The 24,395-nt window shown below is 41.8% G+C and carries 27 protein-coding genes; 13 read left to right on the top strand and 14 right to left on the bottom strand.

The window, feature by feature from the left end; genetic code table 11:
• Positions 1–67 precede the first annotated feature (67 nt).
• Positions 68–1,996, bottom strand: coding sequence for a hybrid sensor histidine kinase/response regulator (locus tag GHNINEIG_RS07250; protein WP_135796031.1), 1,929 nt, complete (start codon positions 1,994–1,996; stop codon positions 68–70).
• Between the two features lie 121 nt (positions 1,997–2,117).
• On the opposite strand from GHNINEIG_RS07250, the gene GHNINEIG_RS07255 reads away from it, so the two are divergent.
• Positions 2,118–3,512 carry a class II fumarate hydratase gene (locus GHNINEIG_RS07255; RefSeq protein ID WP_135796032.1) on the top strand — a complete coding sequence of 465 codons (1,395 nt, stop codon included), beginning with the start codon at positions 2,118–2,120 and terminating at the stop codon, positions 3,510–3,512.
• 43 nt (positions 3,513–3,555) lie between these two features.
• On the top strand, positions 3,556–3,927 hold the full coding sequence (gene trxA, locus GHNINEIG_RS07260) for a thioredoxin (RefSeq protein ID WP_135796033.1): 372 nt from the start codon (positions 3,556–3,558) through the stop codon (positions 3,925–3,927).
• A gap of 145 nt (positions 3,928–4,072) precedes the next feature.
• Here trxA and GHNINEIG_RS07265 read toward each other — a convergent pair whose 3' ends face one another.
• Entirely contained in the window at positions 4,073–4,708 is a 636-nt protein-coding gene (locus tag GHNINEIG_RS07265) for a CBS domain-containing protein (RefSeq protein WP_135796034.1), read from the bottom strand.
• A 211-nt stretch (positions 4,709–4,919) separates the two neighbouring features.
• On the opposite strand from GHNINEIG_RS07265, the gene GHNINEIG_RS07270 reads away from it, so the two are divergent.
• The 5 genes from GHNINEIG_RS07270 (at position 4,920) to GHNINEIG_RS07290 (ending at position 8,176) form a co-directional block, all read left to right on the top strand.
• Positions 4,920–5,522 carry a peroxiredoxin gene (locus GHNINEIG_RS07270; protein WP_011370810.1) on the top strand — a complete coding sequence of 201 codons (603 nt, stop codon included), beginning with the start codon at positions 4,920–4,922 and terminating at the stop codon, positions 5,520–5,522.
• A 130-nt stretch (positions 5,523–5,652) separates the two neighbouring features.
• Positions 5,653–6,528 (top strand): polyprenyl synthetase family protein, encoded by an 876-nt coding sequence (locus tag GHNINEIG_RS07275; RefSeq protein WP_135796035.1) that lies wholly within the window; start codon positions 5,653–5,655, stop codon positions 6,526–6,528.
• A 93-nt stretch (positions 6,529–6,621) separates the two neighbouring features.
• Positions 6,622–6,999: a 6-carboxytetrahydropterin synthase QueD gene (queD, locus tag GHNINEIG_RS07280; RefSeq protein WP_135796036.1), complete on the top strand. Its 378-nt coding sequence runs from the start codon at positions 6,622–6,624 to the stop codon at positions 6,997–6,999.
• A 91-nt stretch (positions 7,000–7,090) separates the two neighbouring features.
• Complete coding sequence (locus GHNINEIG_RS07285) at positions 7,091–7,381, top strand: STAS domain-containing protein (protein WP_135796037.1); 291 nt, start codon at positions 7,091–7,093, stop codon at positions 7,379–7,381.
• A gap of 9 nt (positions 7,382–7,390) precedes the next feature.
• Positions 7,391–8,176, top strand: a complete 786-nt coding sequence (locus GHNINEIG_RS07290) for a prepilin peptidase (RefSeq protein ID WP_135796038.1) — start codon at positions 7,391–7,393, stop codon at positions 8,174–8,176.
• A 20-nt stretch (positions 8,177–8,196) separates the two neighbouring features.
• On the opposite strand, the gene GHNINEIG_RS07295 is transcribed toward GHNINEIG_RS07290, so the two are convergent.
• Positions 8,197–8,490 carry a DUF3579 domain-containing protein gene (locus GHNINEIG_RS07295; RefSeq protein ID WP_011370815.1) on the bottom strand — a complete coding sequence of 98 codons (294 nt, stop codon included), beginning with the start codon at positions 8,488–8,490 and terminating at the stop codon, positions 8,197–8,199.
• A gap of 257 nt (positions 8,491–8,747) precedes the next feature.
• On the opposite strand from GHNINEIG_RS07295, the gene GHNINEIG_RS07300 reads away from it, so the two are divergent.
• Positions 8,748–9,815: a 3-deoxy-7-phosphoheptulonate synthase gene (locus GHNINEIG_RS07300; protein ID WP_135796039.1), complete on the top strand. Its 1,068-nt coding sequence runs from the start codon at positions 8,748–8,750 to the stop codon at positions 9,813–9,815.
• Between the two features lie 131 nt (positions 9,816–9,946).
• Complete coding sequence (locus tag GHNINEIG_RS07305) at positions 9,947–12,463, top strand: methyl-accepting chemotaxis protein (protein ID WP_135796040.1); 2,517 nt, start codon at positions 9,947–9,949, stop codon at positions 12,461–12,463.
• Position 12,464: 1 nt separating this feature from the next.
• Here GHNINEIG_RS07305 and thiL read toward each other — a convergent pair whose 3' ends face one another.
• The 8 genes from thiL to glyA form a co-directional block, all read right to left on the bottom strand.
• Complete coding sequence (thiL, locus tag GHNINEIG_RS07310) at positions 12,465–13,433, bottom strand: thiamine-phosphate kinase (protein ID WP_135796041.1); 969 nt, start codon at positions 13,431–13,433, stop codon at positions 12,465–12,467.
• 85 nt (positions 13,434–13,518) lie between these two features.
• Positions 13,519–14,004 (bottom strand): transcription antitermination factor NusB, encoded by a 486-nt coding sequence (gene nusB, locus GHNINEIG_RS07315; RefSeq protein WP_135796042.1) that lies wholly within the window; start codon positions 14,002–14,004, stop codon positions 13,519–13,521.
• 15 nt (positions 14,005–14,019) lie between these two features.
• Complete coding sequence (gene ribH, locus GHNINEIG_RS07320; RefSeq protein WP_135796043.1) at positions 14,020–14,481, bottom strand: 6,7-dimethyl-8-ribityllumazine synthase; 462 nt, start codon at positions 14,479–14,481, stop codon at positions 14,020–14,022.
• Between the two features lie 58 nt (positions 14,482–14,539).
• Positions 14,540–15,658, bottom strand: a complete 1,119-nt coding sequence (gene ribBA, locus GHNINEIG_RS07325; RefSeq protein WP_135796044.1) for a bifunctional 3,4-dihydroxy-2-butanone-4-phosphate synthase/GTP cyclohydrolase II — start codon at positions 15,656–15,658, stop codon at positions 14,540–14,542.
• A gap of 18 nt (positions 15,659–15,676) precedes the next feature.
• Positions 15,677–16,342: a riboflavin synthase gene (locus tag GHNINEIG_RS07330; RefSeq protein ID WP_135796045.1), complete on the bottom strand. Its 666-nt coding sequence runs from the start codon at positions 16,340–16,342 to the stop codon at positions 15,677–15,679.
• On the bottom strand, positions 16,342–17,517 hold the full coding sequence (gene ribD, locus GHNINEIG_RS07335; RefSeq protein ID WP_135796046.1) for a bifunctional diaminohydroxyphosphoribosylaminopyrimidine deaminase/5-amino-6-(5-phosphoribosylamino)uracil reductase RibD: 1,176 nt from the start codon (positions 17,515–17,517) through the stop codon (positions 16,342–16,344). Before ribD ends, GHNINEIG_RS07330 begins: the two co-directional genes overlap by 1 nt.
• Positions 17,517–17,981 (bottom strand): transcriptional regulator NrdR, encoded by a 465-nt coding sequence (gene nrdR, locus GHNINEIG_RS07340; RefSeq protein ID WP_011370824.1) that lies wholly within the window; start codon positions 17,979–17,981, stop codon positions 17,517–17,519. Before nrdR ends, ribD begins: the two co-directional genes overlap by 1 nt.
• 20 nt (positions 17,982–18,001) lie before the next feature.
• The gene (glyA, locus tag GHNINEIG_RS07345; RefSeq protein ID WP_135796047.1) at positions 18,002–19,273 is read right to left on the bottom strand and encodes a serine hydroxymethyltransferase; all 1,272 of its coding nucleotides are present in this window, start codon (positions 19,271–19,273) and stop codon (positions 18,002–18,004) included.
• 249 nt (positions 19,274–19,522) lie between these two features.
• Between glyA and ettA the strand changes: the two genes are divergently transcribed.
• Together ettA and GHNINEIG_RS07355 are read left to right on the top strand one after the other, a co-directional pair.
• Positions 19,523–21,193, top strand: a complete 1,671-nt coding sequence (gene ettA, locus GHNINEIG_RS07350) for an energy-dependent translational throttle protein EttA (protein WP_135796048.1) — start codon at positions 19,523–19,525, stop codon at positions 21,191–21,193.
• A gap of 37 nt (positions 21,194–21,230) precedes the next feature.
• Positions 21,231–22,148 (top strand): sensor domain-containing diguanylate cyclase, encoded by a 918-nt coding sequence (locus GHNINEIG_RS07355; RefSeq protein ID WP_135796049.1) that lies wholly within the window; start codon positions 21,231–21,233, stop codon positions 22,146–22,148.
• Positions 22,149–22,218: 70 nt separating this feature from the next.
• On the opposite strand, the gene fur is transcribed toward GHNINEIG_RS07355, so the two are convergent.
• Positions 22,219–22,632 (bottom strand): ferric iron uptake transcriptional regulator, encoded by a 414-nt coding sequence (gene fur, locus GHNINEIG_RS07360; protein ID WP_135796050.1) that lies wholly within the window; start codon positions 22,630–22,632, stop codon positions 22,219–22,221.
• A 75-nt stretch (positions 22,633–22,707) separates the two neighbouring features.
• Between fur and GHNINEIG_RS07365 the strand changes: the two genes are divergently transcribed.
• The gene (locus tag GHNINEIG_RS07365; protein ID WP_135796051.1) at positions 22,708–23,061 is read left to right on the top strand and encodes an outer membrane protein assembly factor BamE; all 354 of its coding nucleotides are present in this window, start codon (positions 22,708–22,710) and stop codon (positions 23,059–23,061) included.
• Here GHNINEIG_RS07365 and GHNINEIG_RS07370 read toward each other — a convergent pair.
• Both GHNINEIG_RS07370 and GHNINEIG_RS07375 read right to left on the bottom strand, forming a co-directional pair.
• Positions 23,058–23,336 (bottom strand): RnfH family protein, encoded by a 279-nt coding sequence (locus tag GHNINEIG_RS07370; RefSeq protein ID WP_135796052.1) that lies wholly within the window; start codon positions 23,334–23,336, stop codon positions 23,058–23,060. The two genes, GHNINEIG_RS07365 and GHNINEIG_RS07370, sit on opposite strands and share 4 nt — an antisense overlap.
• Positions 23,336–23,767, bottom strand: a complete 432-nt coding sequence (locus tag GHNINEIG_RS07375; protein WP_135796053.1) for a type II toxin-antitoxin system RatA family toxin — start codon at positions 23,765–23,767, stop codon at positions 23,336–23,338. The genes GHNINEIG_RS07370 and GHNINEIG_RS07375 overlap by 1 nt, the downstream gene beginning before the upstream one ends.
• Before the next feature lie 34 nt (positions 23,768–23,801).
• On the opposite strand from GHNINEIG_RS07375, the gene smpB reads away from it, so the two are divergent.
• Positions 23,802–24,278 carry an SsrA-binding protein SmpB gene (gene smpB, locus GHNINEIG_RS07380; RefSeq protein WP_135796054.1) on the top strand — a complete coding sequence of 159 codons (477 nt, stop codon included), beginning with the start codon at positions 23,802–23,804 and terminating at the stop codon, positions 24,276–24,278.
• The last annotated feature ends 117 nt before the right edge of the window (positions 24,279–24,395 follow it).

Here is a 24,395-nt window from a genome sequence, read left to right on the forward strand (position 1 = left end):
ATCCTTTCTGTATTAATCGTAAAATTATGTATTAACTGGAAATATTATAGACGTTTTTACGTCAAAATTAATACAAACCATTTAAAATTTTTTCAACTTGTCCTATTAAACAATAAACATTCGCCTTATCTTGATAGTCATCGAGCTGTTCCATTTTTTTCACAATCTGTACCATATTCTCTAAATTAAACAACATCATATTCCCTTTTAAGCGATGAAGTATTTTTCTGACCTCTTCTTCATTGCCAACTTCAACTTCACTTCTCAAATGGGCAATTTCATTGAGCGTATTTTCGATAAACTGCGGAATCAGATGCTTTAATTCTTCCGGAATAGTTTGTGCAAAATGGTCAGCCTTGCTCTCCTCCTCAGAGAACTGCTCGGAACTTTCTTCATGGGTCAAATGCTCTTTACAATTCAACAAATGGATAATCTTATCCTGTGAGGCGGGCTTTTCTAACCATTCATCAAAAATTGATTTATCGACCTTAATACCTTCTAACTCAACTTCAGCTTCGGTATGAGCTGCGGTCAAAGCAAAAACACCTTTTAACTTTTTCTTTTGATGATCCGGTAACGCCCTGATTTTCTGACAGACCTGAATACCATCCAAACCAGGCATTTGGATATCTAAAAACACAAAGTCATAGGAATCTTGCTGAAATTTCTCCCAGGCCTGGACTCCATCTTTTGCTTGATCAACCGTACAATTCAACTGATGTAGAAAAGTCTCAAGCACTTTGCGGTTAATAACAGAATCATCGGCGATCAATACATGAAAATTACATGAGTTCGACAAAACCAATTCTGGAACCGGCTCAACTTGCGGTTGTGATTTTTCTGCTTGAGCACATGTACCGGGCTTCGTTGGAAGCTTTACAATAAAGGACGTTCCCACCCCTTTAGTTGATTCGACATTGATCGTGCCGCCCATTAAGTCCACTAACGTTTTGACTATCGCCAACCCCAGTCCGGAACCGATATATTGCATGCTCCCCTTCGATTCAAGCTGCTTAAACGGCTTAAAAATACTGCCCAACTCGGCTTCATCAATGCCTTCTCCTGAATCGGAAATATGCAATTCAAGCTGTTTGTCGGATCCTTTGATTTCAACAAACACCCCGCCAAATTCAGTGAACTTGATCGCATTCACAATCAAATTCACCAACACTTGCGAGATTCGAACAAGATCACCATAAAAGCAATTGTTTTGACTGTTCAATGAAAATGACACAAAAATGCCTTTTTCAGAAGCAATCGACTTGGTTAAATGGCTGACATAATCGGCCATTTCATCCAATCTAAACATGGTCGGATTCAATTGAATGCGATTAAACTCTGTTTGAGAGTAAGTCAGAATATCGTTAATTAAAAAGTTCAATTGATCAATCGTCAGGCGCATAATCTTCAATTGATCGGAAATCGATTCTTGTTTTAAATAACGGTCTTTGATGATGGAAATCAGACTGTTCATCCCCATTAATGGCGAACGTAACTCATGACTTAACATCGCTAAAAACTGGGTTTGCTCACTATATTGTTGTTGCAACAATTCGGTTTCTTTTTTTGCCATTTCTTCTTTGGCTTGAAGTTGGTCAATAATCAACTGACTGTGCGACTCAATCAACTTTTCTTCCAGCTCATGCATTTCAGAGACTTCAAGACAAGTGGAATAGGCAACGGGGACGCCTTTTTTTTCAGTCAAATTCAACTCATTAATCAGCCAGGTAATTTTCTCTCCCACTTTAAAACCAATTAAAATCCGTTCTCCAGTTTTAATTTGGTGCCCGGCATTGTTTAACTTATAAATCACCTGATCTCGGCTTTCCGGCACTAAATAAGATAAAAAGGTTTCATAGTCCGTGATTTCCGAACCGATTTTATCGGCCAAAGCTGGGGATGCCTGGAATCCTTTTTGCTCTTCTGATAGGCTAAAACACCACCACAAACTCTTTTCCAACAACAGCTGCCCAAGAAACTCTTTATCTAAAACCATAAGTGCTACTTTCTATAATTTTCGTTATTAATACGATAGAATAGCAACAATTTAAAACTTAATCTACCAATCACGAACGGGTCTAAAGTGATCCGGACGATATAGCTAAAGATTCTTTCTAATGACACAAAATTATCGAACTGAAAAAGACAGCATGGGGACTCTACAGGTTCCTGAATCCGCACTTTATGGCGCTCAAACACAAAGAGCCATCGACAACTTCCCGATCAGTCACACGCCTATGCCGGCTATTTTTATCAAAGCCATGGCGTATGTAAAATTTGCCTGTTCCAACTCAAATCTGGAGTTAGGATTAATTTCGGAAGAAAAAGCAACTGCGATTCAAGCCGCTGCGAAAGAGCTTATTCAAGGACAACATGCTGACCACTTTCCAATCGATGTGTTCCAAACAGGGTCTGGTACCAGCACCAATATGAATATCAATGAGGTGATTTCAAACCTTGCTAAACAACTAACGGGTACGGAAGTCCATCCCAACGATGATGTAAACATGAGTCAAAGCTCCAATGATGTTGTACCGACCGCAATTCATGTCGCTGCAGCAATCGCATTGGAAGAACACCTATTACCGAATTTAGAAAAGCTAACACAAACGCTAAAAAACAAGGAAATTGAACTCAATGGCATCGTCAAGAATGGTCGTACTCACTTGATGGATGCAACCCCTATTCGTCTCGATCAAGAAATTGGGGCCTGGAGACATTTGATTTCAGACAATATTGAGCGTTTAAAAGACACTCAAAAACGTTTACATCGTTTACCGCAAGGTGGCACTGCTGTTGGGACCGGGATTAACGCTGATCCAGAATTTAGCCGTTTAGTCTGCGCTAACTTAAGCACCATCACCGCCATTGATTTCGACCCGATGGACAACTTGTTTGTAGGATTAAGTTCGCAAGACACATCGGTTGAACTGAGTGGTCAACTCAACGTTCTCGCCAGCAGTTTGATGAAAATTGCCAATGATCTACGTTGGATGAATTCAGGCCCACTGGCAGGCCTGGCAGAAATTCAACTGCCGGCACTCCAACCGGGTAGCTCCATCATGCCCGGCAAAGTCAACCCGGTCATTCCAGAAGCGGTTTGCATGGTCGCCGCACAAATCATGGGGAACCACACCGCCATTACAGTGGGTGGACAAGCAGGTAATTTCCAGTTAAACGTCATGCTTCCAATGATTGCGAACAATCTATTACAGAGCTTGGAGATTGCAGCGAATGCGGCTGACGTTTTGGCCGACAAAGCCATTACAGGGTTCACGGTAAATGAACAAAAAATTCAAGAGACACTTGAAACCAACCCTATTCTGGTCACATCCTTAAACCGCCTGGTTGGCTATGAAACCGGTGCGGCAATTGCGAAAAAAGCTTACGAAACCGGTCAGCCTGTTTTTGAGGTTGCCAAAGCCATGACGGATCTGGATGAAGAAACACTGAAGAAATACCTTAACCCTGCTTTATTGACAGAGGGCGGCAACCCCGACCCGAATGAATAATGGCATGTTTTCGGTCCCATTTTTTTAAACCTAAGGAGAACCTATGTCTGTTATAGACTTAAAAGTAGAAAATTTTGAATCCACTATCGAAAACAATGACATTGTTATTCTAGATTTTTGGGCGGAATGGTGCGGTCCATGTAAACAATTTGCTCCGACATTTGAGGCCGTTTCTGAAAAGCATCCTGATATTGTTTTTGCAAAAGTAAATGTTGAAGAACAACAGGACTTAGCAGGCATGTTCCAAGTGCGTTCTATTCCAACGTTGGTGTTTATGCGTGAAAAAATTGTGGTTTTCTCAAACCCGGGTGTGATTCCAGAAAGCAATTTCGAAGAAGGAATTGCCCAGTTGAAAGAACTGGATATGGAAAAAGTGCGCCAAGACTTGGCAAAAGCACAAGAAGAAAACGCATAAATTTTCCAAGCTTCCTCTTGCAATCTAACCTATTGATTTCAAATCAATATATCAATCCGGATTGCGAGAGAAGCTTTCTGATTAGATGCTTGCAGGCAGTATACTTCAGTTTGAAGAACCCTGGATTGTACAGTCTTCTGCGCCACTAGGCATAAATTTCAAGTGGCGGTTCCTCTGCCAACCGACGAACGATATCGGACAATGTGACAATTCCAATCACCGTATCGACTTCGGACATAATCGGCAAACACCCTAACGCATATTCACTCATGACATAGGCTACACGACGAATATCTGTGTCTACTTTAGTGGTAATCACCTCTTCATTCATCGCATCGGCTACGGTTCCATCACGAATTTCTTCAATATTGCCCTCGGTATCCATAATGCCGCGCATCAAAATATCATGCGCTGAAATCAACCCAATCAATGCCGAAGATTCATTAACGACCGGCAAATGTTGAATGTTGGAATGCCGCATCATTTCCCACGCTTCGACTAAGGTAAGGTCTGCTGTTACCGTAATGACAGGTTGAACCATAATGTCCGAAACCTTTACAACCAACTTTCGCTCTTTTTCGTGCTGTACCGATTCATATTGAGCCAGCGCTTCTTTGGATTTTCCTCTGACTGAAGCATACTCTTCTTCAAGATTTAGCTGTTCGTCCATTTCAGAATCACCAATCGGCAACACACGGTTTACGGGTTCGACTCTTAAACCAGGCATTCTTTGTTTGTCGCCGATGAAATTTCGACCCTCAGGTGAATAAACTATAAACATAGCCTTCACTCCTTTTAAAAAACTTTAATAAATATTATATCGGCATTGTTTTTAAATAGGTTAATTATGTTTTAGATTCAACCAGCTACATTATTCAAGAAAGTGAACCAAAAACGACAAACAACACAACCCGGCTAAAGCTGTTTTCAATAGCCGACAAATTGACTATACTATTGCCATCAAATTTAAACTAAATCAAAGGAAACAAGCTATGTCAGTATTAGTTACTAAAAAAGCCCCCGATTTCACTTCAGCTGCCGTTCTTGCAGATGGAACGATTGTGGATGACTTTAACTTAAAAAGCCATATCGACGGAAAGTATGCTGTTGTATTCTTTTACCCTCTAGATTTCACATTTGTTTGCCCATCAGAAATTCTTGCATTCGACCACCGTGTTGAAAAATTCAAAGAATTAGGGACGGAAGTGATCGGTGTTTCTGTTGATTCGCAATTCACTCACAACGCATGGCGCAACACCCCTGTAAACGAAGGTGGGCTAGGACCTGTTAAATTTCCATTGGTTGCGGATCTAGGTGGTTCAATTATGGACGCTTATGGCATTGTACACCCTGGTAATGTTGCACTACGTGGCGCTTTCTTAATCGACAAAGAAGGCGTTGTTCGCCATCAAGTTGTTAACGATTTACCGCTAGGTCGTAACGTTGACGAAATGGTTCGCATGGTTGAAGCTCTTCAATTCCACGAAGAAAATGGTGAAGTTTGTCCAGCCGGTTGGAACAAAGGCGATGAAGGCATGAAAGACTCTCCTGAAGGCGTAGCTGATTATCTTTCAAAACACGGTGAAGAACTATAATTCGTTCAGCATCATACAACACAAAAGGCTGTCAAATGACGGCCTTTTTTTCCGAACTTTTAACAATCTTTCTGAAAAAAGCTTATTTTTACAATAGGCTTCTTTTCAAAAAGAACGTGGAATTATTTTTTTGAAAACGACGCTTCTACGCTATCAAAAACGAGTAAATCAAAAACTCGAAGCCTTATTGAACCGGCAAAAAAACATCCCCTCTTCATTGTTCGAAGCCATCAAATATTCGACTTTAAATAATGGCAAACGATTGCGCCCTGCTTTGGTTTATGCGGTTGGTGAAAACTTAGACATTCCACTGGATAAACTGGATGCCGCTGCGTGCGCCGTTGAACTGATTCATAGCTATTCGTTAGTACACGACGATTTACCTGCGATGGACGACGACGATTTAAGACGAGGACAACCGACTTGCCACATTCAATTCGATGAAGCAACGGCCATTTTGGTTGGTGATGCGCAGCAAACCTTAGCGTTTGAAACATTAAGCCAAGACCCTTTTTTAACCGAATCCGATAAAGTCAAACTCATTACTCTTCTTTGCCAGGCCAGTGGCGGTGCCGGAATGATTGGTGGTCAAATCATTGATATCCAGTCTAATGGGCACTTACCGGAACTATCTCAACTTCAAGCCATGCATGAAATGAAAACGGGGGCTCTTATCACCGCTTCATTACTGATGGGCGCAGCCCAATCGACACACTACCCTGAAAAACAGCCAGGCCTGGCAAAACTAGGACAAAAAATCGGCCTCGCCTTCCAAATACACGATGACATTCTCGATATTGAAAGCAGTACTGAAGTGCTAGGAAAACCACAGGGGAGCGACGAAGCCGCAGATAAGTCCACCTATCCAAAACTGCTCGGAACCGCACAAGCAAAAGCATTGCGTGATGAACTAATAGAAGACTCACTGGAAAGCTTATCCGCTTTGCAGTTGGCTAATCCCTTCTTAAAAGAACTCATTGGTTACATCGCCTGCCGCCAACATTAATTTTATTTAAGATCTTAACGCTAATTTATTTATTTTCTTACAGTTTTGTTATAATGCGACTCAATTCATTATTAACATTAACTGCATTGAATCATGGCTCAACAATTCGTTTTAAAAACTTTACTCGATTTTGCTTCTGCTCATAGCTTAAGAGGCTATCCAGGCGACTGTGCTAAGCTGCATGGACACAACTGGAAAATAGAAGTACAAGTCGTCGGAGATAAACTGAACGACATTGGTATGTTGGTTGATTTCAAAGAAATCAAACGCCATGCAAAGGAAGTCATTTCTGAGTTAGATCATACTTTTTTGAATGACCATCCTCATTTCAAAGAAAAAAACCCGACTGCAGAAAACATTGCTGAATATCTTTATCAGCAAATCCAACAACGCATCGAGTCATCCACCGTTAACATGCATAGCTTAACCGTTTGGGAAAATGACCGTAACTGTGTTATTTACAGTGAATAAAGACAATTTATTCGCTTAAATTTTCCTTGTCTGCTTTTCTTACTATTTTTTTTATCCTATACTTACATTACACAACAATGGATACGCAATAATGATTACTCATAAAATAAAAGACCAAACACTCTGGATTTACGTCAGTGATAAATTCACGATTGACTCTTTTGCCGATTTTCAAGCCGCTTACATTGATAACGAATTTAAAGACATTGTGATTGACTTTAGCGAGACATCGCATATTGATAGTGGCGGCCTCGGGATGCTACTCCAGTTGCGCACGCATTTAGGTGAAGACTCTAATCGCATCACTCTTTGTGGTTTATCTGACCACATCCTTAAAGTATTTGAAGTGGTTAACTTCGAAAAACTATTTAAAATGGCGTAACCTATTCCCATGCTTGAATTGACCCAGGTAGAAGCCGTTTTTGCCGCCAGCCTCCTGGGTCTGATCATTGGAAGCTTTATTTCAATGCTGACTTGGCGACTTCCCAGAATGCTCTATCTGGACGCCAGTTCAAAAGCGCACTCTCTAACCCTGACTCGATCAAAATGCCCTCACTGTGAAAACGCCCTGGCCTGGTATCAATTGATTCCTGTTTTCAGTTGGTTTTTGACTAAAGGCAAATGTTTAAACTGTCAAACGCCTATCTCAGTCCGTTACCCCTTAATAGAACTAAGCACCATGCTGATAACAGGAGGACTAGTTTGGTACTTCGGTCAAACCTACTCCGCACTGATAGCCATTGGATTTTCTTGGACTTTACTGACAATCTTAATTATTGATATTGAACACCAATTAATTTTAGATAGCTTAAGTTTACCTTTGATGTGGGTCGGACTATTAATCAATAGCCAATCGTATTACGTATCGGCGGAACAAGCGATATTAGGGGCGGCAATCGGCTATCTGCTACTATGGACGCTTTTCCATTCTTTCAAACTATTAACCGGCAAAGAAGGCATGGGATATGGTGATTTCAAACTACTCGCAGCGCTTGGCGCTTGGTTTGGTGTGATGGCCATCCCGCAGATTATCCTGATTGCGTCATTGAGCAGTTTGGTGATTGGCGGAGGACTTGCATTATTTAAGGTCAAAAAGCTGGAAGATCCCATCCCTTTTGGACCATTTTTAGCCATCGGAGGCTGGAGTAGTTTACTGTTAGGCAGCCAGTTAATTTAACTGGCTGTAGCGGTTAGCTACTAGGAACCTAGCTTGGTTTCCATCGTATCGCAAACCTGGCTTATTTTTAGATTATTGGATTTCGCAAAATTCATCACATACTCGAACATAGTCGGGTCTTTGATTTCCAGTTCGGTATCAATAATCAAACACTTTTGACCGTCATGCAATTCAGGATGAAGTAAGTCGGAAAAAACTAAACGATGAGAAGAACCGTATGAGGCCATCAACGATGCGATGCGGTCAATCCAATCGCTCGGACGGAATTTCCTTCCATCTTCAGTATAGCCTTCAATGATGTATTTACAATGCACTATCAGTACCTTCCAAATAAGGGTTCTATTCGAAGTTGAACAACCAGTTCTCAACCGCGAATTTTAGCACAACTCATTATAATAGCCACCCTTATACCTCGTTTATTTAAAGATAATTTCATAAAAACCTAAAATACCGAAACTGCTTTTACACTTATTCAAAAGTCATTCATGCTTTTTAGCCAACTTTTCACTAAAATAAATGGCATAATATGCAGTCTTTATCATGAAACGAATTTGTAGCGCTAGAGAAGAATATGACACAGTATCAAACCGATGATTTAAGAATCAAAACCATTACCGAAGTTCGCCCTCCTCAAGAGCTTCATGAGCTTTTTCCTATTTCAGAAACAGCTGCTCAAACGGTTTACGATACGCGTCAGCAAATCCATAATATTCTCACAGGGAGAGATGATCGAATCTTAGTCATCATTGGCCCCTGCTCAATCCATGACCCCGGTGCTGCACGGGAATATGCCAAGCGTTTAAAAGAACAAGCCGACAAATATCGAGATGACCTGTTGATTGTGATGCGTGTCTATTTTGAAAAGCCGAGAACAACGGTTGGCTGGAAAGGCCTCATTAACGACCCTTTATTGAACGAATCGTTTGAAATCAATAAAGGGCTTGAAGTGGCTCGTTCCTTATTGGCGGACATCAATGACATGGGCGTTGCTTGTGCGACTGAGTTTTTGGATTTAATTTCCCCGCAATATATTGCCGACTTGATTTCATGGGGAGCTATCGGCGCCAGAACCACTGAAAGCCAAGGGCATCGTGAACTTGCATCGGGTCTATCCTGCCCAATTGGCTTTAAAAATGGGACTGATGGTGGTTTTAAAATTGCTGTAGATGCGATTCGTGCCGCCAACAACCCACATATCTTTCTATCATTGACCAAGATGGGACACTCAGCCATCTTTTCAACCACTGGAAATGAAGACTGCCATGTTATCTTAAGAGGCGGAAACGATGGTCCAAACTATGACGAAGCCAGCGTTAAAGACGCGGTTGAGCAATTACAAAAAGCCGGTGTACAGAACAAGTTAATGATTGACTGTAGTCATGCTAACAGCAATAAGCAACATGAAAGACAACTGGTGGTCGCTCAATCCATCAAAGAACAACTGTCAAAAGGCGCTGACCACATCATGGGGGCAATGGTCGAAAGCAATCTAGTAGAAGGTCGCCAAGATGCTGAGCCAGGGCAAACATTAACTTATGGTCAGAGCATTACCGATGCCTGTATCAGTTGGGAATCGAGCTTAGACTTGTTAGAAGACTTAGCCCAAGGCGTTCAAGCACGACGCGCCGCCAAGAAATAACGCCTCTCCTTCCTCATCACAGTGTAGTTGAAGCCTTGCCTTCATCACATTGTGATAGATTCGTCACCAGCCTGTCATAATCCATTTATATACTTGTCTTAAGTTATATTTATGTACAGGTACTTCCACTTATGAAGTTTTTCAACTTTATCTCCATCAACTTAAGACTCTTTATCAACACCCTTTTATCTATTTTATTTTTAATGTCCATCGCTTATATTGGTTGGTCAGCACTTTCGGAAGTACGCGTTAAAGCCACCAACTTATCAAACTTACAGCATGAGCAGTCAGATAGAATCGCCAACTTCCAGCAGTCCTTGATTTTAACAACGCAACTCTCTAACGAATATATCCTAAGTCAGAACCAAACTGCCAGCCAAAAATTCAACTCGGCCATTGATGAACTTAAAAAACAAACTGAAGCCATGCTATCGGTTTTACACAGTGAGGAAAATCAAAAGGCAATTCATACACTTGAAAGCGTCTTAAGGAAGTATAAAAAGGCCACTAATTCAAATGTATTTTTAAAGAAAGAAGTTAATAACACCATTGAATTTGGCATAGAGCCGACAACGGAAACACTTAAGCAGACAATACCTCTTCTCTTAGAAACCGATTTGGCAACCGAAGAGTCAACATTGTCAAGTGCTCTAACATCGATTCAAAAGCGGCTGAATACTTCTCAACTAATACTCGGTAAAATGCTCTCGACCAAAAACCCCAAATTAGTCAAAGCATTTAATGAAAATGGACTGGGAGATGTCGCGAATTCTGACATTGAAACAATTGTCAGTGCTTTTGATGGTAATTTCCAATACATGGACACACTCGATGAATTGGTGAGTGCAAGAGATGGCTATCAAGAGTCTTTTAGCGACATCAAAGACTATATGACGACAGAAACTGACAATAATGGCTCGCTGATTTCACTGATTAATGAAGCCAACGACATCATCCGTCAGTTATCAAATCAGTCACAACTAAACACCACAACACTGATTAATGAATTGAACCTCCTTTCCAATGAACAAATTCATCAATTGGCCATTATCAGCATTATCAGCTTAATCTTAATGATTCTACTCAACTTAGTGGTTGTAGCCTCAATTACACGCCCTCTCCACCGTATTAAGAAAAACATTGCCTTCATCTCTAAGACAGGCGATCTTAAACAATGGACTCCCATCACCGGTAAAAACGAATTAGTCGATATGAGCCATAACATTCAAGAACTCATTTTATCTTTTCGTCAAATCACAACCGAACTACAAGATGTGGGAATTGCACTGTCTAATGGAGAGTTTGACAAAAAAGTTGAGCAAGATTACGCCGGCGATTTACTGACATTGAAAGATAACTTTAATGCATCGATTCATCAGATTTCAGACACGATGACAGCTATCCAGAAAATGAGCCAGGCACTGAACCAAGGAAACTTAAGCTTTACAGAACCCTCAGATCAATACTTAGGCGCTTATCGCATCGTGATTGAGAGTTTAAATTCAGCCATGGAAACACAAATGAATGCCATTGAAGCAGTTAAAGACGTCATGCAAATGATGAACAAAGGTAACTTCTCCAAGCGGATAGAGTTAAACATGCCAGGAGATCTGAGCCAACTCAAAACCTATTTAAACACTTCATTGGACAAGCTGGATGAAGCCATTACTCATAAATCTTATATCTTGGATCACTTCCGACAAGGAAACTTTGCCTTTGAAATAGAGGGAGAATTTGAAGGAAAACTTCAGGAATTGAAAAACAATATGCAGGACATGGCTTCCAATATCAGCAACATGCTATCAGATGTTCAAACAGCTTCTTCAAACGCTGTCAGTGGTGTGCAAGAGATCAGCATGGGCAATCAAGACCTCAACGAACGGGTCAATAAGCAAGCCTCAGCCATTCAAAACACCATGAACCATATGCAGCAAATGGTTCAACAGATTAACGAATCTCTCTCAAGTGCCAATACGGTCAATAATAAGAGTACCGCTGCAAAAGAAAATACCTTATCCGGTGTCAGCATTGTCAACCGTATGTCAGAAGCGATTAAAGAGATTGAAGGCGCCAGCCAAGAAATTGCTAACTTTACCCAAGTGATTGATGACATTGCTTTTCAAACCAACTTATTAGCGCTTAATGCAGCGGTAGAAGCCGCTCGTGCAGGTGAACAAGGAAGAGGGTTTGCCGTAGTTGCAACAGAAGTCAGAAGTTTGGCCAGTAAATCTGCTGAAGCGGCAAAAAGCATTCAAGCCGTAACACAAAAAAGTTTGGCAAAAGTGGAACAAGGCATTGAACTGAGCGAATTGACGAAAAAATCTTTTAATGAAAATGCCCAAGCCATCGATGAAATCTCTTCGATGATGGCGGAAATGCATGATTCTTTAAATCATCAATCACACGGCATAGAACAGGTAAATCAATCTTTAACTGAAATCAATGAGATTACTCAACACAACGCTTCCCTCGTTGAGCAAGTTACCCAGACATCAAGTCATATTATCGAAAGTGTTAAAGGCGTTGAAGATCAATTATTACACTTCAAACTAAAGCCCAATCAAATGGTTAACGCTTTGCCTTCGGCAAATGAAGAACTCGATTCAATGACTGATACTCCACACTTACTACCTGAAAAAATATCTTAACTTAGAAGTGTGCAAACCCAAGTGACTGTAAACTTGTCTGACCTTGAGGGGTATTTTTTAACTGTATCCCTCCCTCGCCAGTGACAATTTGCCCGATTTCAGTCAATGAAATCTCTAGCTCTTCGGCAAGCTCATGAATGGTTATTTGATTATCAGGGTGAATGGTAAAACACAGCTCATAATCATCCCCCGCAATCAATGGTAACGACCAATCATTAGATTGCTGGATATAGGTTTGCATACAGTTAGAAACTGGAACCGATTTCACATCGACCCATGCACCGACTTGTGATGATGACAGAATATGCTTTAAGTCGGCCAGCAGTCCATCAGACACATCAATGGCACTGGTTGCGAGTCCTTTAAGATAATATCCAAGCGTCACCTGTGGGGTAGGTTTGTTCAGCTGTTGTATGGCTGAGGCATAAGAAGCTTTATCCCAATGCTGCTGAACGGCTTTTAATCCAAGCCCCCCCTCTCCCAGAACCCCTGAAACATAAATCAAATCGCCCGGTTTCGCTCCTTTTCGTAAAATAGCATGTCCGCTTTCAACCCAGCCTTGTGCTGTAATCGTGATGGTTAAACGATCAGAGCGCGTGGTATCCCCTCCTATCAAAGGAATATTATATAAATTGGCTAACTGCTTGAGTCCACCGGCAAACATTTCCAGCCAGGCCTGGTTATTTTTCTCTGATGGCAAACTGAGTGCCAATGAATAAAAGGCCGGCGTTGCGCCCATCGCCGCTAAATCACTCAAATTGACGGCCAATGCTTTCCAAGCAATATCACAAGCAGATGTTTCAACCGGGAAATGCACCCCTTCTATAAGCGTATCTGTCACCACTACCAGCTGCTTTCCGGCCTGGCAAGACAGCACCGCACCATCATCTCCAATTCCAATTTCATCGGCCGATGCAACGCTAGATAAAGGCTTAAAAAAAGTATCAATCACATCAAATTCGTGTGCCATCACAATGCTCTTTATTTTTAAAGGGGCGGTAAAACAAAAAAACCAGAGCAATCTCTGGTTTTTAATCGCGTCATCTAATCCCGACTTAATCTGTTTGTGTTTTTTCCAAACTTCTTAAACCTTCAGCGGCTTTATCTAAAATACCATTAATGTATTTATGGCTGTCTTCCGCACCAAATCGTTTAGCCAACTCAACAGATTCATTGATCACAACTCGATATGGAATTTCCAACTTATTTTGTAATTCAAATACGCCCATACGCATGATATTTTTTTCGACCGGATCAATCCGTGCCACCGCTCTGTCCAAGAAAGGAGCATAAAGCTCATCTAAATCAGTCGCATGATTCGTCACTTCATTCACAATTTCTTGAAATAAAGCCACATCCGTATCCACTAAGCGCCCTTCTTCAGAAAACTGCTTAATGATATCTAGGGTTTCAGAGTGATTCACCTGCCACTGATACAGTGCCTGGAGCGCCACACGACGTGTTTGCGTTCGAACACTCACACTTTTTTCTTCTTCAGGAAGTTCAGTCCCTTCACCAGGCTTAAAATCGGATAAATTCATTAACTTAAATAACCATTAAATTTGTTTTAAAACATTCGCAGTTTCAATTGCTGCTAACGTACATTCTTCACCTTTGTTTCCAGCTTTGGTACCTGCTCTTTCAATGGCTTGATCAATCGTATCAACGGTTAACACACCAAATGAAACCGGCACACCGCTGTTTAACGCGACTTGACCAATCCCTTTAACACACTCACCGGCGACATAATCAAAGTGTGGCGTACCACCACGAATTACCGCACCGAGTGCGACAATCACATCATATTTTCCAGAGGCCGCCATTTTTTGAGCAACAATCGGAATTTCAAACGCACCCGGCACCAACACTTGCTCAATATTATCTTCCGAGCCACCGTGACGAACAATGGTATCAATGGCGCCTTTAACCAAACTGTCCACAATAAAGCTATTAAAGCGCCCGATAACCAGCCCTACTTTTAAGCCCTGTGCCGTTAAATTTCCTTCGATGATCTTCATAACTCAACCCTATTATTCTATTTTAATTTCGATTAAATCTATTCAGCTTATTTAGCCATCATTCTTTTTGTTTGTCTATATTTTCAACAATTTCCAAGCCAAAGCCACCCAATGCACTCATCTTCCATGCAGAACCGATGACTTTCAATTGCGTTAATCCCAAATCGGATAAAATTTGGGCGCCTAATCCATATGTTTTCGCATCGTCTTCCGTTTGAATTTCGGGCTGGGAAATCCCGCGATCTTTCATTTGAAATTGCTGAATTTTATCCAGTAACTCGGCCCCTTCTTCATGCTTTCGCAAGACCACAATAACACCAGACTCTTCTTGTGCAATCTGCTTCATAGCACTGCGCAATGACCAGCCACACTCTTCTCTTTGAGAATCAAACAAATCACACAACGTATCCAACATATGGACACGCACCATTGTTGGCTGGTCTTTCTTTAATTGACCATGTACTAATGCCAAATGCGTTCTATGCTCTAATACATCTTCATACCCAATCAGGCGGAAATCACCATATTCAGTTGGCATATGGCATTCCGAAACCCGTTCAATCGTTTTTTCATTCTTTAAACGATATTCAATCAAGTCAGCTACGGTGCCGAGCTTAATACCATGCTCTTTGGCAAAAATCTCTAAATCGTCACGACGCGCCATCGTACCATCTTCATTCATGATCTCAACAATCACGGATGCTGGTTCCAGCCCTGCTAAACGAGCCAAATCACATCCTGCTTCGGTATGCCCTGCTCTTTCTAACACGCCACCTGGTTTTGCCATAATTGGGAAAACATGACCCGGTGTGACAATATCCGCTGGCTGAGCCTCTGGTTGAATCGCGGCTTGAATCGTCTTAGCTCGATCCGCTGCTGAAATCCCAGTGGTGACTCCTTCGGCGGCTTCAATTGAAACGGTAAAGCTGGTACCGAGAGAATCTTGGTTATTTCGTGTCATCAGTGGGAGATGCAGTTGCTGACAACGCTCTTTGGTCAAGGTCAGACAAATCAACCCTCGCCCGTATCGTGCCATATAATTGATTTGATCAGCAGTTACCGCACTGGCAGGCATCATTAAGTCACCTTCATTTTCACGGTCCTCATCATCCATCAGGATGATCATCTTGCCTTGCTTATAATCTTCAATCAATTCTTCAATGGTATTTAACTGCATGTTTTGTCCAATTATTTGTTACAAAAAGCCGCGATCCGATAATAATTCACGCGTAATGTTAGACGAGTTCGTATCTGATTGCTCAGTGTCATTCGGCGCGCTTAACATTCTTTCTAAATAGCGTGCCAGCAAATCTACTTCCAAGTTAACCGCTGTTCCCACTTGGAAGTGTTTAATCGTCGTCTCTTGCCTGGTATGCGGCACTATATTGACATCGAACACACAACCATCGACTTGGTTAACCGTTAGGCTGATGCCATTAATACAAATAGATCCTTTTGCTGCAATATATTTGGCCAGCGCAGCAGGCGATTCGATTTGATAACGCCAAGAACGTGCTTCTTGCGTAATCGACAATACTTTTCCAACGCCATCGACATGCCCGCTAACCAAATGGCCTCCCAAACGATCCTGAAGACGTAATGCCTTTTCCAAGTTAACCGGAGAACCGACTTTTAAAGCCCCCAAGGTGGTCACTTTTAGGGTTTCTGAGGACACATCTGCGACATACGCTGAGGGCGTTAATTCAATTGCTGTCAAACACACACCATTACACGCGATACTGTCACCGATTTTGACGTCTGACATATCCAACTTCCCCACCTCAATGGTCATACGCGCATCCCCGTTAACGGGTTCAATACGTGATATAAAACCTTCAGACTCAATAATACCGGTAAACATTAAACTTCCTCTGCGGAGACATTTTTAGGGGTCAGCACCAAGTATAAATCTTCGCCCAACGCTTGAACAGACTGGTAAGCAAAAACCTTTTTATCGACCATTTCGGCCAGGCCGGGTAAAACAAACATGGGTTTAGCCATTTCACCCATTAAAATGGGCGCAGTGAAAACATGCAATTCATTAACCATGCCTGCCTGGATAAAAGCCCCTGCGACAATAGCCCCCGCTTCTACCATCACATCATAGATTTTTTCGTTTTCCAGCAAATACGAAAGCACGGATGGTATATCCAGTTTATCACCATCCGATTCCACCGCTATCACTTCCGCACCCTTTTGATAAAACCGTTCAATCAGATCCAAACTTTGATCTGCTGTTTCTTTAGACGTCATCAAAAGCGTTCGTCCGGGTAAGGACAACATTTTAGCTTCTAGCGGCGTGCTCAGATTTGCATCCAACACAACTCTTAAAGGGTGGCAATTTTCCGCTGTTAAACCTAATTCAGCCAACACGTCATCAGGTAAGCGCACATTTAAACTTGGATCATCCGCTAAGACAGTTCCAACACCTGTGACAATCGCACCATGCTGAGCTCGCATTAAATGGACTTGATTCCGGGATTCCGGCCCAGTGATCCATTGACTTTCGCCATTCGCCATGGCCGTTCGTCCATCTAAACTGTTCGCTACTTTTAAGCGAATGAACGGTCTATTCGACTTCATGGCAGAAACAAACCCTTTATTTAAAGCTGCGGCTTCTTCAGACAAAATGCCACTATCGACAACAATTCCGGCCTGCTCTAATCTTTTAATCCCGTTTCCAGCCACAAGCGGATTAGGATCTTGCATGGCAATTACGACTCTAGCAACTCCTGACTCAACTAGAGCATCCGCACAAGGCGGTGTTTTACCATGATGAGAGCAAGGCTCTAAAGTTACATAAACGGTTGCACCCTTGACCGACTCTGTTGCATTGTCTAATGCAACACGCTCGGCATGAGGTTCGCCCGCTTTCTGATGCCACCCTTCCGCAATGATTTTTTCTTGTTGAGTGATAACGCATCCAACAGCAGGATTTGGCTTTGTTGAGTAAACACCTTTTCGAGCCAAGTCGATGGCTTTTTGCATCATTTGAATATCAAAATCAGAAAAAGCCGTATTTGAAGACAAAGACATTATTGTGATTTAGTCGCTTTAACCAGCTTTTCAATCTCTTCTCGAAAAGCATTGACGTCTTGGAAAGAACGGTAAACAGAAGCAAAACGAACATAAGCAACCTGATCCAATTCTTTAAGTGCCTCCATTAGAAGCTCTCCTATCTGAGAAGAAGGAATCTCTCGAACCCCTTCAGCAGTCAATTGTTTATGAATTCGATTCACAACTTGATCAATCGCCTCACTGGCAACAGGTCGCTTTTCCAAGGCTTTTATCAAACCTCGACGAATTTTATCATCATCAAATCGTTCACGGTTACCGTCCGACTTGATCACACGTGGCAATGTGAGCTCTGCAGTCTCGTACGTTGTAAAACGTTCTGCACAGCTCATGCATTCACGACGACGTCGCACCTGCGCCCCTTCCGTTGCGAGGCGAGAGTCGATTACTTTGGTATCAGGTGCGTTACAAAAAGGACAATGCATTAAGAACTCTTAAAATGAAGTTACTTATATACCGGACGTGCCGCACACAATGCTTTCACTTTTTCACGAACCTCAGCCACCACCTTCTCGTCCCAAGACTCAGAAGCTTGCTGACAAGAATCAATCACATCACACATCCAAGTAGCTAGATTTTTCGAATCTTCTTCGGTAAACCCACGAGTTGTGGAAGCGGCAGTACCTACACGAATACCACTGGTCACAAATGGAGACATTGGATCGTTCGGTACCGAGTTTTTATTAATCGTAATATGCGCGTCACCCAACGCCGCATCCACCAATTTACCCGTCAGCCCTTGTTCAATGAAGCTTACTAAGAACAAATGGTTTTCGGTTCCTTTTGAAACCACGTCAAACCCTCTTTCCATAAAAACTTTAGCCATTGCTTGAGCATTGACCTTAACTTGTTTAGCATAGGTTTTAAACTCTGGTTCCATTGCTTCTTTAAAGGCAACGGCTTTTGCCGCAATAACGTGCATTAAAGGCCCACCTTGCGCACCCGGGAAAATCGCAGAATTCAATTTCTTTTCAATTTCAGGGTTCGCCTTCGCTAAAATCAACCCACTTCTTGGACCGCGTAATGTTTTATGAGTGGTTGTCGTAGTCACATCCGCAATCTGCACAGGGTTTGGGTATTCACCCGCTGCAACAAGACCGGCTACGTGAGCCATATCAACCATCAAGTAAGCACCGACTGCATCGGCAATTTCACGGAATTTTTGCCAATCCACCACTTGCGAGTAAGCGGAAAAACCAGCGATAATCATTTTGGGTTTGTGCTCTTTTGCCAAACGCTCAACTTCGTCATAATCGATCACACCTGTTTCTGGATTCAAACCATACTGAACGGCGTTATACATTTTTCCTGAAAAACTAACATGCGATCCGTGTGTCAAATGCCCACCATGAGCCAAACTCATTCCAAGAACCGTATCACCCGGTTCCAACAATGCCATGTAAACCGGTGCATTAGCTTGAGAACCAGAATGCGGCTGAACGTTGGCATAATCTGCACCAAACAACTCTTTAGCACGGTCAATAGCCAACTGTTCGACTACATCCACATGCTCACACCCGCCGTAATAGCGTTTGTTTGGATAACCTTCCGCATATTTATTCGTCAACACAGAGCCTTGAGCTTCCATTACACGTGGACTGGTGTAATTTTCAGAAGCAATCAATTCGATATGATCTTCTTGACGCTGTGCTTCGGCATTCATCGCATCCGCTAATGCATCATCATATCCAGCAATGGTCATATTTTTGTCAAACATGCTAAAAGTCTCCAAACAAGAAAAAGTAAGTAATTAAAATATAAAGGCGAATTTTACCAATTATCGACCATTTAAACCACAACTAAGCAGCGCAATTAACGAATTAATTAATCAAAATCAGCAATTGCTGGTTTTATACACAGAATGAACTTTATAAAATCCTCTTTTTTCGGTACAGTTATGCATATTTTTAGAATGTCCCTTTTACAGGCTTGACATTAAACCCGTTCAAATTATTGAGGTAATATCGTGGCACAATTCGTATACACCATGAATCGCGTTGGAAAAATCGTTCCGCCGAATAAACATATCTTAAAAGACATTTCACTTTCATTCTTCCCTGGTGCAAAAATCGGTGTCTTAGGGTTAAACGGTGCAGGGAAATCAACCTTACTCAGAATTATGGCGGGAATTGATCAAGACTATGTCGGTGAAGCACGGCCTCAACCTGGCATTAAAATCGGTTATTTACCCCAAGAACCTCAGCTGAATCCAGACTTGGATGTTCGCGGCAATGTTGAAGAAGCCGTCAAAGAAGTGAAAGACGCTCTGGCAGAACTGGATGCCATTTATGCTGCTTATGCAGAACCAGATGCTGACTTTGATGCTTTGGCTAAAAAACAAGCTGAAATTGAAGATCTAATTCAAGCTAAAGACGGGCACAATTTAGACAGAACCCTAGAAATTGCAGCCGACGCCTTACGCATTCCAGCCTGGGATGCCGACGTCACCAAGCTTTCCGGAGGGGAGCGCCGTCGTGTAGCACTCTGCAAATTGTTACTGGAAAGACCCGACATGCTATTGCTGGACGAGCCAACAAACCACCTTGACGCAGAATCCATTGCTTGGCTTGAACGCTTCTTACTTGAGTTCAGTGGAACGGTCGTTGCGATTACGCATGATCGTTACTTCCTAGATAACGCAGCACAGTGGATTCTTGAATTGGACCGTGGTCAAGGGATTCCTTATGAAGGGAACTATTCTTCTTGGCTTGAGCAAAAAGAAAAACGCCTAGAAATGGAATCAAAGCAAGAAGCGGCTCGCATGAAAACCATTCAAAATGAGTTGGAATGGGTTCGATCCAATGCAAAAGGACGCCACGCCAAATCAAAAGCACGTTTAGCACGTTTTGATGAATTAAGTAGTCAAGAAACACAAAAACGTAATGAGACCAAAGAAATCTTTATCCCTGTCGCAGACCGTCTGGGTGAGAAAGTTATTGAAGTCTCGCACATGTCGAAAAGCTTTGGAGATCGGATGCTGATTGATGACTTAAGCTTCAATCTTCCTCAAGGTGGCATCGTAGGGATTATCGGGCCGAATGGTGCCGGTAAATCAACCCTATTTAAAATGCTGACAGGACAGGAACAGCCGGACTCAGGAGAAATCTCATTTGGTGAAACGGTCCAGTTGTCTTACGTCGATCAGTCACGTGATGCATTAGATGACAATAAAACCGTTTATGAAGAAATTTCTGAAGGTGATGACATCTTCATGGTGGGCAATATTGAAGTCAATTCTCGTGCTTACTGTGGTCGCTTCAACTTTAAAGGAAATGATCAGCAAAAACGTATTGGCGAGTTATCCGGCGGTGAGCGCAACCGCGTCCACCTGGCCAAAACCCTGCGTAGTGGTGGAAACTTGCTCTTACTGGATGAACCTACCAACGACTTAGATGTCGAGACACTGCGAGCACTGGAAGAAGCACTACTGGATTTCGCTGGCTGCGCGGTCGTCATTTCGCATGACCGCTGGTTCCTGGATCGAATTGCTACGCATATGCTCGCATTCGAAGGGGACTCTCATGTAGAATGGTTCGAAGGTAACTTCTCCGATTATGAAGAAGATTTAAAACGTCGAAAAGGTGCCGATGCTGCGCAACCTCATCGCATAAAATACAAACCTGTTATTAAAAATTAACGCAACATTCTGACCTTAACGTTAAAAGGAACAAAGTATGGCCGAACAGTTTGACAAAATTCACTCGCATATTGAAGCCATCGCGAATGCAATGCCTGACCCGATCTTTGTCATGGGACAAGATGGGACTTACTTAGATATTATTGGAGGCCAAGAGCGCAGTCTATATGCTGACGGTCATAACCTCATTGGCAAAAAGTACACTGACGTTTTACCTGAAAAAATGGCTGAGCGCTTTTTAAAAGTGGTCAATAAAGCCATTATGTCAGGTCATCTGCAAGAAATTGAATACCAGCTCGCTGACTCCGAAGTTCAAGGTATTGAGCCTTTAAGAACGACAGAAGGTCAATGGTATGAAGCACGAGTCTACCCACTCGATTCTGAAGCATACGATCAACCCGCCGCCATTTGGTTGGCGATTAACATCACCAACCGAAAACACATGGAAGAACAAATAGAACGTTTATCTTCCAACGACCCATTAACCGATCTTTATAATCGTGATTATTTTATGGGGGTGATTGATGAAGAACTTAACAAAGCACGTCTCAACCATCGCCCTCTTTCGCTCGCCAAAATCAACTTGGATTGTTTTAAGCGCATTACCGATGCATATGGTCATGAAATGGGCGATAAAGCAATTCTTACAGCCGCGCATGCGATTAAAAACGTCGTTAAAGATTTAGGCTACATTGGTCGACTTAGCTGTGACCAGTTTATGATTGTGCTGCCTGAGATTAAAGCGGTAGATGCGTTTCGAATCACCAAACTGGCACAGGAAACCATTTCATCACAAACAATACAACTCGATAAGGATGAAAAAACGTGCTTAACTAGCCACGCTGGTGTAACGGAGTTAAGAGACGCCAACGAAGACAGTCAAGTACTGTTCAAACGAGTTAACAAAGCGATTAAAGCGCTAGACGGCACTCGAGAAAAAACAAGAATTCTTTAGTTTTACAAATATCCCCCATAAAAAAACCACTTAAAAAAGTGGTTTTTTTTATGGTCTCAACAACAATTCTTTACTTTAAATCATCTTTCAGAGTGCCGTAGATAACTAAGCTGTGAGCAGAGAGTTCATAGCCTTTTTCTTTAGCAATTTCTTTGATTCGTTCTTCGATAATCGGGTCAACAAACTCTTTAACACGGCCCGTTTTAACGCAAACCAAATGATCATGGTTGTCGCCAGTATCTAACTCAAAAACAGAAATATTATTTTCAAAATTAAGTCGCCTTACTATGCCTGCTTGTTCAAACTGTGTCAAAACACGATAAACGGTTGCAAGACCAACTTCCTCGCCTTGCTCGATTAATATCTTATAAACATCTTCAGCGGTCAGGTGATGCTCTTCACCTTCTTGTTCTAAGATTTCTAAAACTTTTAACCGTGGCAGGGTGACTTTTAAACCTACTTTTTTTAAATCAGCACTACTCATTGAAGTTAAGATTCCTTTTTAAAAATTGCTTAAGGTGTATAATAAACCAAAAATTGATTTAAGATAAAATAATGTATGAATAAACCGGTCAAAACAGCTTTATTTCTAAGCTTATCGCTTAGTTTACTTACCTTAAGTGGGTGTTCATTTTTCACACCTTACAAGGCAACCATCACGCAAGGCACTGTCATCAGCCAAGAAGCCCTCAATACGCTTCAACCTGGCTTAACAGCCAGCCAAGTCAAAGACATTCTGGGGCCGCCTTTAGGACAGGATCCTTTCAATCCTTACCACTGGGAATATGTATTCTATACAACTGATCCAGACTTTCATCCTGATGCTGTTCGTCACTTAGTCATTAATTTTGACAGTGAGCAATACCTTGACAACTGGAAAGTGGTCCCCCAGAAAGTAACCTTACAAAACTAAGACGTCTTTTTACGATCTTCTTCCACTTGCTTACGGCGTCGATCTCTAGGGTCGGCCTTAAGCGGGCGATATACCTCAATACGGTCCCCTTCTCTCAAGACATAGTCATGTTTTACAATTTGAGAAAAAATACCGACATGCTCGATATTTAATTGAGGAAATTTCTTCAATAACTGGGAAGACTTTAAAGCCTGCTCGACAGTGGTTCCTGCTTCGACCTCTTCTTCAAACAAAAACTGTTCATCTTCTAACGCATACGCAACTTCAATTTTCATTACCCATACACCTGTTTAGCGCGATCACAAAAAGACTGAACCAATGTGGATACAATTTGTTCAAACAATGCGCCGATTGCCGCATTTAAAAAAGAATTACTGATTTCAAACTCAATATCCAATGTAATTTTACAAGCATCTTCATCTAAACTTTTAAATTGCCATACGCCAAATAAACTTTTAAAAGGACCATCAACCAAATTCATTTCAATTGACTCAGGCTTTTTTAGAAAATTTTGAGTTGTAAAAGACTGTTTGATACCGGCTTTCGCAATTAAGATACTGGCAACCATTCTATCTTCTGATTCTTCAACCACTTCAGCCCCGCCACACCAAGGCAAAAAATCAGGATAGGACGCTACATCGTTAACCAAATTAAAAATAGATTCCGCAGAATACGGCAATAATGCAGAGCGTGAGATTTTTTTCATATTTAACCAGTAAATTCGCTATAATCGCCCTATTATGGCAAAGAAAAAAAAGCAAAACAATCCAAACAGTATCGCTCAAAATAAAAAAGCGCGTTTCGACTATTTTATTGAAGAAACCTTTGAAGCAGGCTTGGCACTTGAAGGCTGGGAAGTTAAAAGTCTCCGCCAAGGTAAAGTGCAAATCAATGAAAGCTATATTTTGCTGAAAAACAATGAGGCCTGGCTTTTTGGTGCACTGATTACGCCGTTGATTACAGCCTCTACACACGCTAACCATGACCCATTAAGACTCCGAAAACTCTTGATGCATCGAAAAGAAATCGATCGTTTAATCGGATTAGTCGATCAAAAAGGATTTACTGTCGTTCCATTAGACCTTCACTGGAGTAGAGGTAAAGTCAAAATCTCTATTGGTTTAGCGAAAGGTAAAAAACTTCACGACAAGCGTGCAACTCAAAAAGAACGTGACTGGAATCGTGATAAACAACGCATTATGAAGTACCACGCATAATTTTTTAAAGCTTCGCTCTTGAAAAATTCGTAACCACCCCCAATAAACGTTATAATGAAAACATAAATTTTGTGGTACATAAAATTGACCAGGCCTGGTCAATTTTACCGTAGCAAC

The organism is Hydrogenovibrio crunogenus (assembly GCF_004786015.1).
Taxonomy (GTDB): Bacteria; Pseudomonadota; Gammaproteobacteria; order Thiomicrospirales; family Thiomicrospiraceae; genus Hydrogenovibrio; species Hydrogenovibrio crunogenus.

What these genes read in the sequence shown, in the direction of transcription:
- GHNINEIG_RS07270 (WP_011370810.1), top strand. Translation starts at nt 4,920, where the DNA reads ATGTCAGTATTAGTTACTAAAAAAGCCCCCGATTTCACTTCAGCTGCC.
- GHNINEIG_RS07375 (WP_135796053.1), bottom strand. Translation starts at nt 23,767, where the DNA reads ATGAAAAAAATCTCACGCTCTGCATTATTGCCGTATTCTGCGGAATCT.
- GHNINEIG_RS07330 (WP_135796045.1), bottom strand. Translation starts at nt 16,342, where the DNA reads ATGTTTACCGGTATTATTGAGTCTGAAGGTTTTATATCACGTATTGAA.
- nusB (WP_135796042.1), bottom strand. Translation starts at nt 14,004, where the DNA reads ATGAATTTATCCGATTTTAAGCCTGGTGAAGGGACTGAACTTCCTGAA.
- queD (WP_135796036.1), top strand. Translation starts at nt 6,622, where the DNA reads ATGGCTCAACAATTCGTTTTAAAAACTTTACTCGATTTTGCTTCTGCT.
- GHNINEIG_RS07285 (WP_135796037.1), top strand. Translation starts at nt 7,091, where the DNA reads ATGATTACTCATAAAATAAAAGACCAAACACTCTGGATTTACGTCAGT.
- GHNINEIG_RS07255 (WP_135796032.1), top strand. Translation starts at nt 2,118, where the DNA reads ATGACACAAAATTATCGAACTGAAAAAGACAGCATGGGGACTCTACAG.
- GHNINEIG_RS07355 (WP_135796049.1), top strand. Translation starts at nt 21,231, where the DNA reads ATGGCCGAACAGTTTGACAAAATTCACTCGCATATTGAAGCCATCGCG.
- thiL (WP_135796041.1), bottom strand. Translation starts at nt 13,433, where the DNA reads ATGGCACACGAATTTGATGTGATTGATACTTTTTTTAAGCCTTTATCT.
- trxA (WP_135796033.1), top strand. Translation starts at nt 3,556, where the DNA reads ATGTCTGTTATAGACTTAAAAGTAGAAAATTTTGAATCCACTATCGAA.
- GHNINEIG_RS07305 (WP_135796040.1), top strand. Translation starts at nt 9,947, where the DNA reads ATGAAGTTTTTCAACTTTATCTCCATCAACTTAAGACTCTTTATCAAC.
- glyA (WP_135796047.1), bottom strand. Translation starts at nt 19,273, where the DNA reads ATGTTTGACAAAAATATGACCATTGCTGGATATGATGATGCATTAGCG.
- ribBA (WP_135796044.1), bottom strand. Translation starts at nt 15,658, where the DNA reads ATGCAGTTAAATACCATTGAAGAATTGATTGAAGATTATAAGCAAGGC.
- GHNINEIG_RS07370 (WP_135796052.1), bottom strand. Translation starts at nt 23,336, where the DNA reads ATGAAAATTGAAGTTGCGTATGCGTTAGAAGATGAACAGTTTTTGTTT.
- nrdR (WP_011370824.1), bottom strand. Translation starts at nt 17,981, where the DNA reads ATGCATTGTCCTTTTTGTAACGCACCTGATACCAAAGTAATCGACTCT.
- GHNINEIG_RS07250 (WP_135796031.1), bottom strand. Translation starts at nt 1,996, where the DNA reads ATGGTTTTAGATAAAGAGTTTCTTGGGCAGCTGTTGTTGGAAAAGAGT.
- smpB (WP_135796054.1), top strand. Translation starts at nt 23,802, where the DNA reads ATGGCAAAGAAAAAAAAGCAAAACAATCCAAACAGTATCGCTCAAAAT.
- ribD (WP_135796046.1), bottom strand. Translation starts at nt 17,517, where the DNA reads ATGTCTTTGTCTTCAAATACGGCTTTTTCTGATTTTGATATTCAAATG.
- GHNINEIG_RS07300 (WP_135796039.1), top strand. Translation starts at nt 8,748, where the DNA reads ATGACACAGTATCAAACCGATGATTTAAGAATCAAAACCATTACCGAA.
- GHNINEIG_RS07290 (WP_135796038.1), top strand. Translation starts at nt 7,391, where the DNA reads ATGCTTGAATTGACCCAGGTAGAAGCCGTTTTTGCCGCCAGCCTCCTG.
- GHNINEIG_RS07365 (WP_135796051.1), top strand. Translation starts at nt 22,708, where the DNA reads ATGAATAAACCGGTCAAAACAGCTTTATTTCTAAGCTTATCGCTTAGT.
- ribH (WP_135796043.1), bottom strand. Translation starts at nt 14,481, where the DNA reads ATGAAGATCATCGAAGGAAATTTAACGGCACAGGGCTTAAAAGTAGGG.
- GHNINEIG_RS07265 (WP_135796034.1), bottom strand. Translation starts at nt 4,708, where the DNA reads ATGTTTATAGTTTATTCACCTGAGGGTCGAAATTTCATCGGCGACAAA.
- fur (WP_135796050.1), bottom strand. Translation starts at nt 22,632, where the DNA reads ATGAGTAGTGCTGATTTAAAAAAAGTAGGTTTAAAAGTCACCCTGCCA.